14 protein-coding genes and 2 pseudogenes are annotated in these 20,257 nt (G+C 37.6%); 4 read left to right on the top strand and 12 right to left on the bottom strand.

All coding sequences use genetic code 11. The annotated features are described in order from the left end of the window. Positions 1-149 precede the first annotated feature (149 nt). The 3 genes from FcAc13_RS09535 to gltB all read right to left on the bottom strand — a co-directional run bounded on the left by FcAc13_RS09535 (position 150) and on the right by gltB (position 7,764). Complete coding sequence (locus tag FcAc13_RS09535; RefSeq protein ID WP_187755995.1) at positions 150-1,250, bottom strand: DUF6708 domain-containing protein; 1,101 nt, start codon at positions 1,248-1,250, stop codon at positions 150-152. 631 nt (positions 1,251-1,881) lie between these two features. Continuing rightward, positions 1,882-3,294 (bottom strand): FAD-dependent oxidoreductase, encoded by a 1,413-nt coding sequence (locus FcAc13_RS09540; RefSeq protein ID WP_187755996.1) that lies wholly within the window; start codon positions 3,292-3,294, stop codon positions 1,882-1,884. A 12-nt stretch (positions 3,295-3,306) separates the two neighbouring features. Further along, positions 3,307-7,764, bottom strand: a complete 4,458-nt coding sequence (gltB, locus tag FcAc13_RS09545; RefSeq protein WP_187755997.1) for a glutamate synthase large subunit — start codon at positions 7,762-7,764, stop codon at positions 3,307-3,309. 332 nt (positions 7,765-8,096) lie between these two features. Here gltB and mnmL point away from each other — a divergent pair, with 332 nt between their 5' ends. Next, positions 8,097-9,029, top strand: coding sequence for a tRNA modification radical SAM protein MnmL/YtqA (gene mnmL / locus FcAc13_RS09550; RefSeq protein WP_187755998.1), 933 nt, complete (start codon positions 8,097-8,099; stop codon positions 9,027-9,029). On the opposite strand, the gene ribD is transcribed toward mnmL, so the two are convergent. From ribD to FcAc13_RS09585, 9 genes and pseudogenes are all read right to left on the bottom strand, one after another. After that, a complete protein-coding gene (ribD, locus tag FcAc13_RS09555; protein ID WP_187755999.1) occupies positions 9,026-10,153 on the bottom strand; it encodes a bifunctional diaminohydroxyphosphoribosylaminopyrimidine deaminase/5-amino-6-(5-phosphoribosylamino)uracil reductase RibD in 1,128 nt (375 codons plus the stop codon). The genes mnmL and ribD overlap by 4 nt on opposite strands. A 2-nt stretch (positions 10,154-10,155) precedes the next feature. Beyond that, entirely contained in the window at positions 10,156-10,608 is a 453-nt protein-coding gene (gene nrdR / locus FcAc13_RS09560) for a transcriptional regulator NrdR (protein ID WP_187756000.1), read from the bottom strand. Positions 10,609-10,828: 220 nt separating this feature from the next. Next, positions 10,829-11,002, bottom strand: a pseudogene (locus tag FcAc13_RS12435) (threonine synthase); the annotation flags it as partial. A 92-nt stretch (positions 11,003-11,094) separates the two neighbouring features. Then, positions 11,095-11,268 (bottom strand): annotated as a pseudogene (locus FcAc13_RS12440) (threonine synthase); the annotation flags it as partial. Between the two features lie 92 nt (positions 11,269-11,360). Continuing rightward, a complete protein-coding gene (thrC, locus tag FcAc13_RS09565; protein ID WP_187756001.1) occupies positions 11,361-12,650 on the bottom strand; it encodes a threonine synthase in 1,290 nt (429 codons plus the stop codon). A gap of 83 nt (positions 12,651-12,733) precedes the next feature. Then, the gene (thrB, locus tag FcAc13_RS09570; protein WP_187756159.1) at positions 12,734-13,660 is read right to left on the bottom strand and encodes a homoserine kinase; all 927 of its coding nucleotides are present in this window, start codon (positions 13,658-13,660) and stop codon (positions 12,734-12,736) included. A gap of 9 nt (positions 13,661-13,669) precedes the next feature. Beyond that, positions 13,670-16,126: a bifunctional aspartate kinase/homoserine dehydrogenase I gene (gene thrA, locus FcAc13_RS09575; protein WP_187756002.1), complete on the bottom strand. Its 2,457-nt coding sequence runs from the start codon at positions 16,124-16,126 to the stop codon at positions 13,670-13,672. A 360-nt stretch (positions 16,127-16,486) separates the two neighbouring features. Next, positions 16,487-16,738, bottom strand: coding sequence for a hypothetical protein (locus FcAc13_RS09580; protein WP_223064579.1), 252 nt, complete (start codon positions 16,736-16,738; stop codon positions 16,487-16,489). 383 nt (positions 16,739-17,121) lie between these two features. Beyond that, entirely contained in the window at positions 17,122-17,880 is a 759-nt protein-coding gene (locus tag FcAc13_RS09585) for an SDR family NAD(P)-dependent oxidoreductase (protein WP_187756004.1), read from the bottom strand. A 212-nt stretch (positions 17,881-18,092) separates the two neighbouring features. On the opposite strand from FcAc13_RS09585, the gene folK reads away from it, so the two are divergent. From folK to gluQRS, 3 genes are all read left to right on the top strand, one after another. After that, a complete protein-coding gene (gene folK, locus FcAc13_RS09590; protein ID WP_187756005.1) occupies positions 18,093-18,572 on the top strand; it encodes a 2-amino-4-hydroxy-6-hydroxymethyldihydropteridine diphosphokinase in 480 nt (159 codons plus the stop codon). 259 nt (positions 18,573-18,831) lie between these two features. Continuing rightward, the gene (gene dksA / locus FcAc13_RS09595) at positions 18,832-19,287 is read left to right on the top strand and encodes an RNA polymerase-binding protein DksA (RefSeq protein WP_187756006.1); all 456 of its coding nucleotides are present in this window, start codon (positions 18,832-18,834) and stop codon (positions 19,285-19,287) included. Between the two features lie 63 nt (positions 19,288-19,350). Then, positions 19,351-20,232, top strand: a complete 882-nt coding sequence (gene gluQRS / locus FcAc13_RS09600; protein WP_187756160.1) for a tRNA glutamyl-Q(34) synthetase GluQRS — start codon at positions 19,351-19,353, stop codon at positions 20,230-20,232. Positions 20,233-20,257 lie beyond the last annotated feature (25 nt).

Raw genomic sequence — 20,257 nt, forward strand, 5'->3', positions numbered from 1 at the left:
GACGTTTAAATTTATCTGTAACTTTTTTATTTTATTTACTTTATATCATTTTAATGCGCTTACTTCATTATCTAATCGGGTATTAGAAATGATATTGAACGACTTAACAACGGATTACTCGATCTATCAATCTATATTATTAGTAGCTTTCATTCTAATACTTCATTTGTGCCATTAGCATTGTGAGTTTCTTTATTAGCCATTTGCTCGACTGATGATTCATCTTGCAACATGATTTGCCTAATTTTAAGGGAGTAATCGGTTAATCTGGTCTCTTTCGGTCTTGGTTTACCTTTTTGACCAGCCTCACGAATGACTCTTGGCCAACGTGCTTGCCAACATAAACATTCTGAGACGAAATAACCTATTATATAAAACGGCAACATCACGATAAATACTGGAATCATAATGATATAAGTTGCTATATGCGGTAAACTTTGGCAAATTTTAACTAAAGGTTTAATTTGTTGCTTAAGTGCACGACCTGGTAACGGTAAAGTTGTGGTTATGCGTGGTTTAGGTAATTCATCCATACCGTTTTCCATATAACGACGAATAAATTCCCACTCATCACGATGATCTGCAAGACTATTGGTGTTTTTACCAATACCAAAGCCATCAATAAACGGTAAACCGGTTTTATAAGGGTGAAAATAGAATACATTTACTAAATTTTGAGGATTTTCGTTTTCCTCATCTACACAAATAGGCATGATATCTTTCCAACGAAACACTACCGTTCCACCTAAGTATTTTGGTCGTTGGATATAGACCTGCTTTGTAACACGGTTAAATCTGACCCGAATATGGCGTAGCGTAAATAATTCAAATCGACCGATATGGCGAAAATAACGAACAAAAAAATAAGCAAACACAATAAATAGAATAAAATTGAATGAGGCGGCCAAAATGACTAAAACAAAATCATCTTTGTGATGATTAAAATGTTTAATAAGAATATCAATTGCGAAATAAGCATTAGATAACGGTATGAGAAATAAAAGCAAACTTATCCAGGTAATAATTCCGCGAAAATTTTCAAACATGCCACCACGAATCTCTAAATAATGTTCATTATAAGCATAATATGGCCCGATAGGGCGAGGGGTATCGCTCATTGACTTTTTAGTATAATTTTTACGTAATTCACTTGGGCGTAAATTTTTATCTAATTGTGGTATTTGAAAATTTCTTAGCATCGCAGATGAAACCGAATTACTAAACCACATTAACCATTCGCCAATATACATCTGAATGTTTCCCCCTGTTATCTATTTCATCTTTTAATTATTGTTGCCGTAATATCAATATCGTTACCGATTTATTATTCTCAATAAAACCAAGGCAACTATCACATCGAGTCTGTTGAACTGAGACAGGAGATCAAATAACCTTAACACTATGCTCACTATGTTTGTTCGCTACAAACAAAATGCTAGTAAAACCTCTTTCTTAATAGCAAATAATGAATGGATAATGCTATGATAGCTTAATTTGAACCTGTGCTATCAGCATACATATATGATTATGAATAAATAGAAATTGTTTAATATTTAATTCATAAACAGATATATGTGCTTATATCATTCGTGCAAAAGAGTAGTTAATTAGATCAGTTGGCAATTTATTCTTTCATCTTTCTTCCTACTTCGAACAGTATTTTATCGCTAACAGAGCGCTATTAAACTTATTTTGATGTGAGAAGAACAATTATCGAATAAATTAAAAATTTTCCATTATTTGTTATTGGATGAAAGTTTATTATTTATATCATTTATTTTCAAGACACATATAATAAACAATCAATTAAATTAAAAATTAATGTTCTAATTATCAACACGTTTAAATAACTTAAACGTGTTTTTCTATTATATTGATCATTTAGATTTCTAAATAATCAAGAATGCCTTCAGCAGCCTTACGACCTTCCGCAATAGCAGTAACGACTAAATCAGAACCACGCACTGCATCACCGCCTGCAAATATTTTTGGATTTGAGGTTTGATAACCTCGATTCGCAGGCGCAACAATACGTCCTTGTAAATCCAGCTCTACGTGATGTTCCGTAAGCCACGGCATAGCATGTGGTTTAAAACCAAATGCCATAATGACAGCATCAGCAGGTAACACAAACTCTGATCCTTCAATTACCATTGCAGCGCGACGTCCATTAGCATCAGCCTCACCCAGTGCTGTTTTCACCATTTTGATACCGATTACTTGCCCTTGGTCATCAACTTCAATACTTATCGGCTGAACATTAAATAAAAAAGCTGCGCCTTCTTCTTTAGCATTTTTTACTTCACGCTTAGAACCAGGCATATTAGCCTCATCACGACGATAAGCACAAGTTACCTCAGTTGCACCCTGCCGAATGGAAGTACGCACACAGTCCATAGCTGTATCACCACCACCTAAAACAACAACGCGTTTATTTTTCATATCAACATAGGGTGCATCTGCTGTTTGTGGATGTTGCATAATATGTTTAGTATTGGCAATTAAAAATGGTAAAGCTGCATAGACACCGTGCGCATCTTCATTTTCTAACCCACCACGCATTGATTGATATGTTCCGGTACCAATGAAGACGGCATCAAATTCATCGATAATCGACTGCAAAGAAATATCTTTACCTACTTCGGTATTTAAGCGAAATTCAATCCCCATATCAGTAAAAATCTGCCGACGATTGATTAACACCGCTTTATCTAACTTAAAGGCGGGAATACCAAATGTTAATAAACCACCAATTTCTGGATGACGATCAAATACAACTGGTTTAATACCATTACGAACCAGCACATCAGCACAAGCTAATCCTGCAGGACCGGCACCAATAATGGCAACCCTTTCACCACTCATCTCAACATGATTGACATTGGGTCGCCAACCTAATTTAAATGCTTCATCGGTAATAAACCGCTCAATATTCCCAATGGTTACCGCACCAAATTCAGCACTTAATGTACAAGACCCTTCGCATAACCGATCTTGTGGGCAAACTCGCCCACAAATTTCAGGTAAGCTATTGGTTTGATGACATAGCTCGACAGCTTTTAAAATCTGCCCTTCATTGACTAATTTTAACCAGTTGGGAATATAGTTATGTACTGGACATTTCCATTCACAATATGGGTTTCCACAAGCTAGGCAACGATCTGCTTGTGCTGTTGCTTGCGATTGAGAGAATCCTTCATAAATTTCAACAAATTCAATTTTTCGAATTTTTAGCGATTTTTTTGGTGGATCAATCCGTTGCAAATCGATAAATTGATAAACATTCTGACTCATTGCATATTCTCCCTATTGCGCCTGTACTCGTAATTCATCGGCCGAACGACTACGATGTCCCAGTAATGCTTTAATATCGCTTGATTTTGGTTTCACCAATACAAACTGTTTGGCATAGGTTGCCCAATTCGCCAGAATATCCTCTGCTCGTGATGAATGTGTCAATTGCGCATGCTCCATAATTAAACCACGTAAATGCTCCTCATGAATAGCGAAATCAATCACGTCAAGCATTTCAACGAGCTCCTTATTCATACGTTGATTAAATTCACCATCTTCATCCAGAATGTAAGCAAAACCACCGGTCATACCCGCACCGAAATTAACCCCTGTTTTTCCTAAAACACAAACAATACCGCTCGTCATATATTCACAGCCATTATCCCCGATACCTTCAACCACACTGATTACACCTGAATTACGTACTGCAAATCGTTCTCCAGCTTTACCCGCAGCAAATAATTTACCGCCGGTCGCACCATATAAACAGGTATTACCAATAATGGTCGCTTCATGACTTAAAAAAGCTGATCCAACAGGTGGTGAAATCACAATACGCCCGCCGGCCATTCCTTTTCCAACATAATCGTTAGCATCACCTGTTAAAGTCAATTCAACACCATTGGCATTCCAAACCCCAAAACTTTGCCCGGCAGTGCCATTAAAATGTAATTTAATCGGACTATCAGTAAGACCTTGATCACCATATCGCTGGGCAACATAACCAGATAATGTTGCTCCTGCAGAACGATCGGTATTTTGAATATCAAAATGTAATATTTTTGACTGTTTTGCATCGACTGCATCTTTTGCTTGCAGCATGATTTGGTGATTTAAAACCCCTTGGTCAAAAGGTGCATTTAATTCCGTATGATGCACAGCACATCCTTCTAAAGGTGTAGCGGCTATCAATAAGGCGGATAAATCTAATTTGTTTTGTTTAGCAGTAAAACCTTCAATCTCAGTGAGTAAATCCGTTCGACCAATTAAATCGGTAATTCGCGTGACACCAAGTTGTGCCATAATTTCCCGCGTTTCTTGAGCGATAAAACGGAAATAGTTCATCGCTTTTTCCGGTAGCCCATGATAATGATTATTGCGTAACGTTTCATCTTGCGTTGCCACACCTGTTGCACAGTTATTTAAGTGACATATTCGTAGATATTTACAGCCTAATGCCACCATGGGTCCAGTACCAAAACCAAAACTTTCCGCACCTAAAATGGCGGCTTTAACAATATCTAATCCCGTCTTAAGCCCACCATCTACTTGTAACCGTATTTTATGTCGTAACCCATTGGCAACTAGAGCTTGTTGTGTTTCAACTAATCCCAATTCCCAAGGTGAACCAGCATATTTTACCGAGGTTAATGGACTGGCACCGGTTCCCCCATCATAACCGGAGATGGTGATCATATCGGCATAAGCTTTAGCCACACCGGTTGCAATCGTACCCACCCCAGGCTCTGACACCAATTTTACCGAGATCATTGCTTTAGGGTTGATCTGTTTTAAATCAAAAATCAATTGCGCTAAATCTTCGATTGAATAAATATCATGGTGTGGCGGCGGTGATATTAATGTCACACCCGGCACCGAAAAGCGTAATTTAGCGATATAAGGTGTGACTTTGTCGCCTGGCAATTGCCCCCCTTCACCGGGTTTTGCTCCTTGTGCTACTTTTATTTGAATAACATCAGCACTCATTAAATATCCAGGAGTGACACCAAAACGTCCAGAAGCAACCTGCTTGATTCGGGAAACTTTATTAGTATTATAACGAGCAGGATCTTCTCCCCCTTCACCAGAGTTGGAATACCCCCCTAAAGTATTCATCGCTTGCGCCAATGATTCGTGAGCTTCTGGGCTTAATGCCCCAATCGACATGGCCGCTGAGTCAAAGCGTTTGAATAATGCTTCACAAGGTTCAACCTGATCCAGATCAATCGTTTGTTCTTCAGCCAGGTTTAATTTGAGTAAATCGCGAAATGTTGCCACTGGACGACTATTCACCACTTGGGCATATTTTTTATAATCTTCATAATTACCATTATTCACCGCTTTTTGCAGTGTCTGCACCACATCTGGATTATAAGCATGATATTCACCATCATGAATATATTTGAGAAGGCCACCTTGATCTAAAGGTTTACGTTTTAGCCATGCTCGCTTCGATAAATTGAATAAATCTTGTTGGAAGTCTTCAAAATTTGCGCCACTAATTCGGCTAGTTACGCCAGAAAAACACGTTTTTACGACATCTTCATGTAAACCAACAGCTTCAAATAATTTGGCGCAACGATAAGAGGCAACGGTAGATATCCCCATCTTAGACATAATCTTATAAAGCCCCTTATTGATACCATTACGATAATTAAGTATCACATTACGGTAGCTTTTATTGATTGTTCCATGATCAACCATTTGGGCCAGACTTTCATAAGCTAAATAAGGATAGACGGCTGTTGCACCAAAGCCAATTAGCACTGCAAATTGATGCGGATCACGACAGCTAGCCGTTTCAACAATAATGTTGGCGTCACATCGTAAATTTTGCTCTACCAAGCGCTGCTGTACGGCACCGACAGCCATTGGCGCTGGAATCGGTAAACGGTCAGCGGCTATATTTCTGTCAGATAAAACTAACAGAACCGCACCAGCACGAACTTTATTTTCCGCATCACCACATAGTTGTTCAATAGCATCACTTAAGCTGCCATCAATTTCATAAGTGATATCTAACACATCGGTTTGATAATATTTCGATTCTAACGAGGTTAACTGTTGGAAATCGGAATATAACAGTACTGGCGATTTAAACGATACACGGTGCGCTTGCCCTTCCGCCTCAGCAAATACGTTCATTTCCCGCCCAATGCTGGTTGCTAACGACATAACATGCGCTTCACGCAACGGATCAATCGGTGGATTGGTTACTTGAGCAAATTTTTGACGAAAATAATCATAAATGATACGTGGCCGACTAGAAAGTACAGCAAATGGTGTGTCATCCCCCATTGAACCGGTAGCTTCATAACCGTTTTCCCCCAAAACTCGCAATATTTGGTCAAGTTCTTCAAAGGAATATCCAAATTGTTTTTGATAGGTCGCCAGAGTTACATCATCAAATTCCCGTTGTCCAAGATGTTCATCAGCCAAATCTTCAAAAGGGGTTAATCGTTTGACATTTTTTGCCATCCAGATTTTATAAGGGTGCCGTTTTTGTAAATCATTATCAGTTTCTTCGGATTGCAGAATTTGCCCTTTTTCGGTATCAATTACCATAAGTTCACCCGGCCCAACACGACCTTTTTTGACAACTTCATCGGGTTGATAATCCCAAATACCAATTTCTGATGCACAGGTAATTAAACCATCAGTGGTAATCACATAACGTGCCGGACGCAATCCATTACGATCTAAGCAACATGCAGCATAACGACCATCAGACAGCACAATACCAGCAGGTCCATCCCATGGTTCCATATGCATTGAGTTAAAATCAAAAAATGCCCGCAGATCTTCATTCATATCAGGATTATTTTGCCAGGCTGGCGGAACCAGTAATCGCATAGCACGCACGATATCCATACCACCAACTAAGAAGAGTTCTAACATATTATCTAATGAACTGGAATCCGAGCCGGTGACATTGACAAATGGCGCAGCATCTTGTAAATCGGGAATAAGTGGCGTTTTAAATTTGTAAGAGCGTGCTTTAGCCCATTGGCGATTTCCTTCAATTGTATTGATTTCACCATTATGCGCTAAGTGGCGAAATGGTTGTGCTAATGGCCATCTAGGTAATGTATTGGTAGAAAAACGTTGATGGAATAAACAAATTGAGGTTTCCATACGCAGATCAGCTAAATCCAAATAGAATCTCGGTAAGTCTTTCGGCATACATAAGCCTTTATAAATATTGACTTGATTTGAGAAACTACAGACATAAAAGGTATTATCGGTAACCCGTTTTTCAATTCGACGACGCACCATAAATAAACGGCGTTCTAAATCGATTGTACTCCAACCTGCCGGCGCATTAATAAACACTTGTTCAATTCTTGGTAAGGAAGAAAGGGCGATTTCACCTAGCACACTGACATCAATTGGCACGTCACGCCAACCGACCAAAGAGAGTGTTTCTTGCAGTAATTCTTCTTCAATAATTTCGCGGCTATATTGTGCTTCCTTTTCGTCTTGACTGAGAAACAACATTCCTACCGCATAATTCGTGGCTAACCGCCAACCAGCTTCTTGAGCAACCAACTTAAAAAATCGATCCGGTTTTTGTAGTAATAAACCACATCCGTCACCGGTTTTACCATCAGATAAAATTGCTCCACGATGTTGCATTCTTGCCAAACCGTGAATTGCTGTACGCACCACTTTGTGACTTTGTTTACCTTCTATATGAGCGATTAACCCAAAACCACAATTGTCTTTGTCATGATGCTGATCATATAACATATTATTGCCTCTTAATCATTTTATTTTGTCACCGCCTAGCGTATTGCTATTAAATCTTTGAATACCGCGATATTGAGACAGAAATTAACGATAAAAGCAGTTTCGGTCAAATAAATTCTACTTATAAGTCAAGATTATAATAAGTGTTGATTGGGTATTAATAGAACTAATGAATTTTGCGGAGAAAACCGCGTTATGACTAGCATTATTCCTTCAATAATACCCAAAATTTAACCATTTGGTGTAATAAGCAAGTTGACCTTCCCGAAATAACAGAATTCGGTTACCATGAGTGCAATTTATAATCCTGTTAAAACTCATAATTTTTTGATATGCAATTACATCTTGTGGTAAATACTTTCGGAGCAGATCTGGCTCGTCGTTATGGTGAGAAAATTTATAAACTGACCCTACATGGCGGTTTTAGCTGCCCTAATCGCGATGGTGAATTGGCTAAAGGAGGATGTACATTTTGTAATGTTGCCTCAATTATTGATGAATCCATACAGATTAAATCTATTTCCGAACAATTAGCCTTACAAGCATCGCAAATGAAAAAATCAAAACGTTATTTAGCTTATTTTCAGGCTTATACCAGTACTTATGCCGAAGTGACAACATTGAGAAAAATGTACCAAGAAGCGCTGGAAAATGCGGATATCGTTGGACTTTGTGTCGGTACTCGACCAGACTGCGTACCAGATGCAGCATTGGATCTGCTTGCTAGTTATCAAGATCAAGGGTATGAAGTTTGGTTAGAATTGGGTTTACAAACCTCCAATGACAAAACGCTATGCGAAATTAATCGTGGTCATACCTTTGCTGATTATCATATAACAACCCAGAAAGCGCGGAACTTGGGGATTAAAGTTTGTACACACTTGATCATTGGTTTACCGAAAGAGACCAAACTAGATTGTTTTAATACACTTAATCAAGTACTCGATACCGGTGTGGATGGTTTGAAGTTACATCCGTTACATATCGTCGAAGGCAGTATTATGGCTAAAGCTTGGCGTGCCGGTCGACAGTCTGTCTTAACATTGGACGAATATGTAGATATTGCCGGCGATTTAATTCGCCATACCCCAAAACAGATCTTATTCCATCGCATTTCGGCCAATGCCCGAAAACCAACTTTGCTCGCACCAGATTGGTGTGCTAACCATTGGCAATCAATGAATGCTGTTGATCACAATCTGCGCCAATTTGGAGCACAAGGTAGCGCGTTAGGTGATAGCTACCAATTTTTCGAAGATGTTTAGGGTTGTCTATGTAAAATACACCGCAAGTCATTACCAACCATTGTAACAGAATGATAAGCAAATTGAGGCGCATCGGCAAGTAACGTTAAATGTGGTAAAACTGCCAGATCTTGTGCATTGTGCCCTAAAAGTTTTGGCGCATAATAAACAATTAATTCATCAACTAAATCTTGTTCAATTAGCGCACCCGCTAAATGCGCACCCGCTTCCACCCATAACGAATTCATTTGGCGTTTCGCACATGCTTTTAATAACAATTGAAGATTAATCTGGTTGGGTTGATCAGGGATTAATAGTTGCTGACAATTTATTGGCATAATCTGGCGTTGTGTTTGACTCACGATCCATATTTCACCTGATTGGTGAAAAAGATTTTCATCGCCTGTCAGTTGATTTTGCCGATCAATAATAATTCGTATCGGTTGACGTAACGTTGATTCGGGGTAGATGGTCTGTATTTCTGAAGGTAACTCATCATAACGTACTGTAAGACTGGCATTATCTTTTTTCACGGTAACATGCGTGCTAAGAATGGCACTGGCTTGAGCACGAAAACGCTGCACATCCTGTCTGGCTTGAGAGGATGTTATCCATTTACTTTCCCCCGAAGCCATGGCAATTTTACCATCTAAAGATGCGGCAAGTTTTAATTGAACGTAAGGTAATCCTGTTCGCATACGTTTAAAAAATGCACGATTTAATTGCTCGGCGGCCTCAGCACATAAGCCTATATCAACCCGTATACCTGCCGCACGTAATCGTGCAATACCTTGGCCTGAAACCTGAGGATTAGGGTCTTGCATTGCGACGACAACTCGGCTAATCCCTGCATCGATCAACGCATTGGCACAAGGTGGTGTTCGACCAAAATGGCTACAGGGTTCCAGCGTCACATAAGCTGTGGCATTTTTTGCTAAAGCGCCAGCCTGCTGTAACGCATAAACTTCAGCATGGGGTTGACCGGCTTGCCGATGATAACCGGTGCCAATAATTCGATTATCTTTAACGATCACACAGCCCACATTAGGATTTGGGGTAGTCGTAAAACGACCACGCTCAGCCAATGCAATGGCTTGCATCATAAATTGAAGATCATGATCGTTGAAAACAGTCAGATTATTCATGGTTATTTCTGTTGTAATTTAGCAATCTCTTTACTAAATTGTTCAATGTCATCAAAACTAAAATAAACTGAAGCAAAACGGATATAGGCCACTTTATCTAAATTTTTTAATTCTTCAATCACATAATCGCCTATTAACTTAGTTGCCACCTCACGTTCACCGGTTGCCCGTAATTTTGATTTAATTCGTGTTATTGCATCTTCTATCGCATCAAAACTGACAGGGCGTTTTTCTAATGCTCTTTGCATACCACTACGTAATTTTTCGTCATTGAACGGTTCACGAACATTATTACTTTTTATAACATTAGGCATAATCAATTCAGCCACTTCAAATGTGGTAAAACGTTCATTACAATCAGTACATTGTCGTCTACGGCGAACCTCGTATCCTTCACTTACCAAACGTGAGTCAATCACCTTAGTATCATCAGCATTACAAAATGGACAATGCATATATTGATCTCCGTTATTTATGTTAAATGTTATTACAATAGCTTAGATAATACTTTTAGACAATAGTCAGAATGCTGTCTTTTAATAGCGAATTGGTTTTATCTGATATATTAGTTTAATGATTAAAAAAGAAATGTGATAAGCTCATCCTGGTGAATTAAGTTTCAAAACCGGCGAGAAATAATTATTAGGGGAATTAATATTCCCCTTTTATCTTAATTTACCACGCTAAATTAACTAAAAAATCCTTCAATTTAGCAAAATCATCTGTCATCTTATGCGATAACAGTGGCATATCGGCACGATCTGCTAATTCTTTTGGTAGTGGTATCGCTTTACCAAGAATATTTTCAACTACCTCTTTAAATTTAGCTGGATGAGCGGTACCTAAAAAGAAGTGTGATTAGTTCATTCTAGTGAATTAAGGTTCAAAACCGGTAGGAAATTATGATTAGGGGAATTAGTATTCCCCTTTTTTATCTTAATTTACCACGCTAAATTAACTAAAAAATCCTTCAATTTAGCAAAATCATCTGTCATCTTATGCGATAACAATGGCATATCGGCACGATCTGCTAATTCTTTTGGTAGTGGTATCGTTTTACCAAGAATATTTTCAACTACCTCTTTAAATTTAGCTGGATGAGCGGTACCTAAAAAGAAGTGTGATTAGTTCATATTAGTGAATTAAGGTTCAAAACCGGTAAGAAATTATGATTAGGGGAATTAGTATTCCCCTTTTTTATCTTAATTTACCACGCTAAATTAACTAAAAAATCCTTCAATTTAGCAAAATCATCTGCCATCTTATGCGATAACAATGGCATATCGGCACGATCTGCTAATTCTTTTGGTAGGGGTATCGTTTTACCAAGAATATTTTCAACTACCTCTTTAAATTTAGCTGGATGAGCGGTACCTAAAAATAGACCATACTCACCAGCTTGTAATTGATCACGTAATACGCGATAAGCAATTGCTCCATGAGGTTCAGAAAGATAACCTTTTCGATCAAGTTCCCGCACAGTTGCACTCGCTACTTCATCTGAAGCACTACCATGGCCTAAAGATTTTAATACCCAACCTTCACGTTGATAAATCTCTTCAATTCGTGGCCAGTTATTTGGTTGGCTGACATCCATTGCATTAGAAATCGTTGCCACCGTTTTGTGTGGCTCCCATTTCCCTGTATCCAAATAGCGCGGTACCGTATCATTGGCATTAGTTGCGGCAATAAAGCGTTTAATCGGTAACCCCATAGTTTTTGCCAATAAACCTGCTGTCAAATCGCCAAAGTTACCACTTGGTACAGAAATGACCAGTTGTTCACGTTGTTTTGGCGTTAATTGTGCAAATGCCTCGAAATAATAGCAAATTTGGGCTAATAATCGGCTAATATTAATTGAATTAGCTGAATTTAGACCAATTTTATTTTTTAGTTCTGTATCATCGAAGGATTTTTTTACTAGCGCCTGACAAGCGTCAAAGTCACTCTTAATCGCAATCGTATGAATGTTATCCCCTAAGGTGCAAAAGAGTTTTTCCTGTAACGGACTAATCTTACCTTCAGGATATAAAATAACCACACGAATATTCGGTAAATGATAAAAAGCGTGAGCAACTGCTGCCCCGGTATCGCCAGAGGTTGCTGTTAAGATTGTTACTTTTTTATCATCTGCCACTTGCACTAATGCTTGCGCCATAAAACGCCCACCAAAGTCTTTAAATGCCAAGGTTGGTCCATGAAAGAGTTCTAAAGTGCCAATGTCAGATTCAATAGCTTTGACCGGGGCGGGAAATTGAAATGCATTGTTTACCATACGCAATACATCATCATAGCTAATCTCGTCACCAATATAAGCTGATAAAATTTTGGCGCTACGTGTCACAAAATCAAGTTTTAATAAAGATTCAATTTCAGTGGCGCTAAATTTTGGTAAATCTTGTGGGAAGAACAGACCTTGATCTTTTCCTAATCCTTGTTGCACTGCTTGGGAAAAACTTACCTGTTCCGAATGATCTTTTAAATTGTAAAGTTTCATATTACTGTTCCAATTTTATCTAGTTATTCAGCAAATGTGGGTTATTCATTCGCTGCGTGATATTTTGCTATCGCACGACAGAACTAAATTGTTCTGGCACCTTGTTGATCAATTTTACAAATATGTGTGAAGCCGTCTTCATTTTGTAAGTAATGGGTTTGTAACCATAATTCAATCTGTTGCGCGGAGGCTAAATCATCGCTGACCACATAAATCGTTGGGCCAGAACCCGAAATACCCGACGCTAATGCACCTAATTTTTTTACTGCTTTTTGGGTTTCATCAAAATGAGGTAATAACTTTTTACGATACGGTTCAGCAATATTATCCTTTAGCATTGCTGCTGCCAGTTTTGGTTGCTGGCTATAACACGCATGAACAAAACCACCAACATAACGTCCATGAGCAATACAATCTTGTTTTTGATATTGTGCTGGTAAGATCGCTCGCGCTTCGGCCGTTGAAACTTTAATCCCCGGATATGCCATTACCCAATACCAATTATCAAAATGAGGAATTGACTGACTGATAATACCCATCTCATCTAATATCAGTTGCATCCCCCCTAAATAGCAGGGCGCAACATTATCATAATGTACGCTACCAGAAATACGCCCTTCCAATTCCCCCATCATCGTTAACATTTGTTGTTCATTAAATGGTTTTTCAAAATATTCATTTAGTGCTACCAGTGCGCCCACTACCGAACAAGCACTCGATCCCAAACCAGAACCAATAGGCATATTTTTTTCTAATGTCATCGCAACTGGTAATTCTTTCCCTATTGATTGACAGAAAAGTTGCCAACATTGGTACACTATGTTTAGTTTCGGATCCTTAGGCAATTTTTTAACAAAACGGCCTTTGTTCTTTAACTGAAATTGCGTAGCTGTTTCAACGGTAATGCAATCCCCTAGCATGTTACCATCAATAGGGTTGATAGCCGCACCTAAGATATCAAAGCCGACACTAATATTCGCCATAGATGCAGGCGCATACACCTTTATTATTTTATTCATTTAACCACCAATTTTACTTGACGTTGTTCGCAAAATATCAGCAAAAACCCCTGCCGCTGTAACATCATTACCCGCACCATATCCGCGTAAAACTAACGGAATTGGTTGGTAATAACGGGTATAAAATGCCAAGGCATTTTCACCATTTTTAATTTTATAGAGCGGATCATCACTATCGACAGCGGCAATTTTAACACTGCATTGCCCATTCTCAATGCTACCCACATAACGTAATACTTTACCTGCTTTGGCAGCATCATCAGCACGGGTTTTGAATTGCTCATCAAGTTGCGGTAATTTGTTCATAAATGCCGTTACATCACCCTGTGAATAGGATTCAGGTAATACCGATTCTACATGGATATCATCTAATTCCAACTTTAGACCTGATTCACGTGCTAAGATCAATAATTTACGCGCGACATCAGTTCCGGATAAATCATCGCGAGGATCGGGTTCAGTAAAACCTTTTTCTTTAGCTAACTTAGTTGCTTCAGATAATGTCATGCCTTCATCAAGTTTACCAAAGATAAAGGATAATGAACCTGATAAGATACCCGAGAACTGGATTAATTCATCTCCAGCGTTAAGTAAATTCTGTAAATTTTCAATGACAGGTAAGCCTGCTCCAACATTTGTATCATATTGGAATTTACGTTTACTTTTTGCCGCTTCTTGACGCAAACGCAAATAGTAAGCCATTGAACTGGTATTGGCTTTCTTGTTCGGCGTAACGACATGGAAACCATTTGCCAGGAAATCGGCATATTTATTGGCGACATCACTACTTGAAGTACAATCGACTAGAATTGGATTAAGTAAACGATTGTCTTTTGCAAATGCGATTATATCATCTAGCGTATAGTTATCCTGACTTTGTTTAATTTGTGTGCGCCAATCATTCAACAAAATACCATCACGATTTAAAACACAATGTTTGGAATTAATTAGACCACAAACTTTTAAGTCGATTTGTTTATTTTTAAGCCACACTTGTTGCCGTGCAATTTGATCGAGTAATGCTCCGCCTACACCACCAACACCGATAACAAATACATCAAGAATTTGATCAGTACCAAATAGCATTTGATGAGCAACCCGAACTCCCATTACCGCAACATCATTATCCACAACAACCGAAATCGACCGTTCAGAAGACCCTTGAGCTATGGCTACGATATTGATATTTGCCCGTGCTAGTGCCGCAAAGAAATTCGCTGATAATCCTCGTAAGGTGCGCATTCCATCACCGACCACTGAAATAATTGCAAGTCTCTCGATAACTTCAATGGGTTCTAATAATCCGTCTTTGAGTTCCAAATAGAATTCATCACTTAGTGCTTCTTCAGCACGATATAATTCTGCATGAGGAACACAGAAACTAATACTATATTCTGATGATGATTGGGTGATTAATACCACAGAAATGCCAGCATATGACATTGCGGAAAAGACACGAGCCGACATACCAACCATGCCTTTTAGACCTGGTCCAGAAACATTAATCATTGCCATATTATTAAGGTTTGTAATGCCTTTAACGGGTGTCGAGGAATCAACAATATTTGCGCCAATTAAAGTACCTGGCGCATCAGGATTATTGGTATTTTTAATTAAACAGGGAATTTGGAATTGAGCAATTGGTAAAATGGTTCTTGGATGCAAGACTTTCGCCCCAAAATAGGACAGCTCCATTGCTTCTTGATAAGACATCGTTTTAAGCAGTCTGGCATCTGGTACTAAACGTGGATCACAGGTATACACGCCATCTACATCAGTCCATATTTCACAACTATCCGCTCGCAAACATGCCGCTAATACAGCTGCCGAGTAATCAGAACCATTACGTCCTAATACAACTAACTCTCCTCTTTCATTACCTGCAGTAAAACCTGGCATTAAAATAATATCCTCTTTAGGAATATTTAACGCTTTGATACGACGAGTTGATTCATTGATATCAACCGTTGATTCTAAATAACCCCCATTAGCTAGTAAAGACTCAACCGGATTTATGACGGTAACATGATAACCTTTAGCATTAAGTAATGCTTTCATGATCGCAATAGATAGCTTTTCACCTCGACAAATAATTGATGCATTAATACTGTCAGGACATTGACCTAATAAACGAATACCATGAAGCAATTGCTTAATGTGTTTTAGCTCATTAAGCGCAAATGACTGCAATTCTTCATAAGCAAAATTGGGGTGTGCTTCAAATAACCCAGTTAATAGATCAGCAAAAATCTTTTCAGCATCATAAACATTGCTGTTAATGTCAAGACCAGCAACTGTCTTATCCACCATTGCAACTAAATGATTAGTTATTTTTGCAGGTGCCGATAACACGGTAGCGGTTTGTTCCTGTTTGGAATTATTTTCAATGATTTCAGCAACCCGAAGAAAACGCTGTGCATTAGCGACGGAAGTTCCACCAAATTTTAATACTTTCATATCGCACCTTTATTATTTTCCATTAAAATTGAATATTTTCAAACTTACCCTTTTTGGCGACGATGTCGCTCAATAATTCATTATAATTGCCCTGTTACAACAATATCACTGATCTAACAATCACTACTTATAATAAATGTCTAAGCGTAATCATTCAGCTTAGGTATAAAAAAACCCGCTTATTTTGCGGGTTCTTCTGATATTCTTTAGGAAAAATTAACCCGCTCTGTTCCTAATAGTGCCAGAGGTGCCAATAATAATGTTAATCATTGTTACTGTTTTCATTTTACCTAAACCAAATTCAATTATCTTTATATACCCAAAAAAAACAGCCCGACATTTTAAGTCAGGCTGCACATTTTAAAAAACTTTTTTGCTATTTTCGTATTCGTTAACCACACGATTTAGTGCTTGGTATAAATTCGCCGCATCACCTTTTTTAAGTGCTTCATCAAGTATAGTCAGATAAGACAACATTAATTTCTGGTTGTCTTCAGCAAACTGTGGTGAAACTTCTTGATCTTCGTATAACATAACGTAAGTGCGCGCAAAACCAAAAATCAAAAAATAAACTGAAGCGTTATGAGGATCTTCTTGAATTAATTTTCGCATTGCTGTACGCAACTTCACATAGGTGTCAGTTCCCGGAAGACTTTTGGCGAATGTTGCTACTACTTCAGAAAATGTCATTATTATCAGACCTCAATTCATTTTTCCAAGGCAAGAGAATATCAATCACTGAACATAAGTGCAAGTGGATTTTATTACTATGTTGTCATTTTTTTTATATTATTAATATTTATTATTAAAAAGGCTATCTCGATAATAAAATACTAATAATATGATAGAGTGACAAAATTATTTTTTCTCTATTTGGAGATAAATGATGGTAAACAAGCTTCGTTAGATTATATGTATTTCAACGATTAATAATTTAAGCATTCCTTTGCTAATACTCTTAAGATGTTTTACATAACTTTGCGTAATATTAGTTACTAATTCATATCCTTAACGACTGCAAGTCCCCCCGAAGCTTGAGCAGTTGGCATAATTTCTATTGAATTTACATTAAAATGTTCTGGTGTATTTACTAACCAAGAAACCGTATTGGCGATATCTTCAGGTTTAATGTACTCGACCCCTTGATAGACATTCGCTGCCTTTTTATTGTCACCATGAAAACGAATATTTGAAAATTCAGTATCGCCACATAATCCTGGCTCAATATTGGTGACTCTAATTTTTTTACCTAATAGATCAGTACGTAAATTCGCACTGAATTGCTTAACAAATGCTTTTGTTGCCCCATAAACATTGCCTCCTTTATAGGCATAACTTCCCGCCGTCGACCCAAGATTAATAATATAACCACAATTACGTTCGACCATTGTTGGTAAAATGGTACGCGTTATATGCATTAAGCCAATAATATTGGTCTGCACCATCATTTCCCAATCATCATAATGAGCTTCATAAGCTGGTTCCATACCCAAAGCAAGTCCGGCATTATTAATTAATATATCGATTGGTTTAAAATCTGTTGGAATGCCAATTAATAAATTTTCAACAGCATCTTTTTTGGTCACATCTAATAGTAAAGGTAAGAAGTTGTCACCAAGTTGCACTGCCATTTCATTTAATTTTTCTATGCGTCTAGCACTACCAATTACTTTATAACCATCGGCTATCAATTTTTGACAAATCGCTTTACCAAAGCCAGACGATGCCCCTGTTACTAAAACTGTTTTCATCATTCATCCTCCAAATTATTTAAATTACCTTTTTAAGTCTATACTCAAGATAAATTTAATTATAGTCAAAAGACAACTGACAGTTAATCGATCTCTATGTGCTGATACTGACGATGAAGGGAAATATGATCGAGACTTGTGCCAGATGATAAAATTTGGTGAGTTGGTTATTATGTTTTAAGCTTATATTTTTTATCAACCAAAAGGATATCAATATGGCAATAGTTTATATTGCTTTAGGTGCCAATCTTGGCGAACCAGAAAAACAAGCACAAAATGCGATTTTAGCTATTAAGCAAATCCCGCAAACACAAATTGTTAACGTATCGCCTTTTTATCGCAGTAACCCACTTGGTCCACAAGATCAGCCCGATTATCTTAACGCGGTAATCAAGATCGATACATTATTATCCCCATTTACCCTACTTAAGGCATTACAAACCATTGAAAAAGAGCTCGGTCGTGAAAGAAAAGCTGAACGATGGGGGCCTAGAACGCTCGATTTGGATATTCTGTTATATGACAACATGACAATTAATACTGATACGCTCATTATTCCACATTATGACATGTATAATCGAGAATTTGTCTTGTATCCTTTATTTGATATTGCACCTGATCTGATATTTCCTGATCAAACATCATTAAAAGAACGTATAAAAAAAATTCCAATAAATAACATGACTTATTGGTAAGAAATTGTTAATATGCCGTCACACATAAAGCTTAACTGTTTGATTTTTATTGAAATAAATGATTTTATTTAATATTTACCGGATTATCAAAATTAAATCTTAATAATAATAATATTTTTGCATCGTTTATTGCTGCATTGTTTTAAATCAAATACGGCAAAATATTTTATTTTTAGTAAAAATAATTAAAAACGATTTGATAAAGCAAAATTTGTTGATATAGTTTAGCGTTTTTTAATTTGTTATGTAGGAGATCGGGATGACCAAGGAAACCAAAATCAATACTTCTTCCTTAAGTCTTTTAGCTATGGCAGGTCTTAAACCTTATCAAGAGGCAAAAGATGAAGAGTATATGAATCCTAAGCAATTGAAGCATTTTCGTCTTATTCTTGAAACTTGGATAAAACAACTTCGGGGCGAAATGGGTAAAACAGTTACTCATATGCAAGATGAGGCGGCAAATTTCCCAGATCCTGCCGATAGAGCTACACAAGAAGAAGAATTTAGTTTAGAACTAAGAGCGCGAGACAGAGAGCGCAAATTAATTAAAAAAATCGAAAAAACGTTATTAAAAATTGATAATGATGATTTTGGTTTTTGTGATTCTTGCGGTATTGAAATTGGCATTAAACGTTTAGAAGCAAGACCGACAGCTGATCTTTGTATCGATTGTAAAACACTGGCGGAACTGCGTGAAAAACAAATGGGTATGTAATATTATACCGTCGATATCATATTGGCGGTTTTTTCTTGTCTATATAAAAGAATAGTTTTGTCAATGTATAATGTTGGTCGTTTTGCGCCCACGCCTTCTGGTCAATTGCATTTTGGTTCTTTTATCACTGCTTTAGGTAGTTATTTGCAAGCAAAATCCCAAAACGGCGAATGGTTAGTGCGTATTGAAGATATTGACCCACCACGCGAGGTTGCCGGTGCAGCCAACCACATTCTATTCACGCTTGAACAATTTGGTTTAAATTGGGATCGCGAAGTGTTATATCAATCAAAAAGACGAGAACGTTATCATGCAATTATTGAATCATTAATTGACTGTCAGTTGGCATATTATTGTGATTGTACTCGCTATCGGATACAACACCTACCCCATCATTGCTATGATAATCATTGTCGAAATTTAAAGCTAGTTGCAGCAAATGACCAGCCAATGGCTATAAGACTTAAACAAACTCAACCTATTTATCATTTTGTTGACCAAATTAGAGGTAAACAATCGGTTAATATTCATCAAGCCATGGAAGACTTTATTATTTATCGTAAGGACGGTCTTTTTGCCTATAATTTAGCCGTTGTCATTGACGATTATGAACAGGGTGTAACAGAAATTGTTCGAGGAGCTGATTTACTTCCCGTTACAACAAAACAATTGTCGTTATATCAATTATTCAACTTTGAAAAACCCCGGTATTATCATCTTCCATTGGCTTTAAATAGCGATTTAAGTAAATTATCTAAGCAAAATCATGCTCAGCCTATTACTATAAATAATATTCAACAATTAACCATTAAAGCCTTACTTTTTTTAGGACAAACCATCCCCGATAACTGGCAAGATAGTAGCCAAGAACAGTTACTCCAATGGGCCATTAAACATTGGCAAATTAGCGATATTCCCAAAAACGATTTAGTTTTTTGTGATTAATTATTTTTCTGCCATTCTTGCTGAT

It is taken from the genome of Frischella japonica (assembly GCF_014489845.1).
Classification (GTDB): Bacteria; Pseudomonadota; Gammaproteobacteria; order Enterobacterales; family Orbaceae; genus Frischella; species Frischella japonica.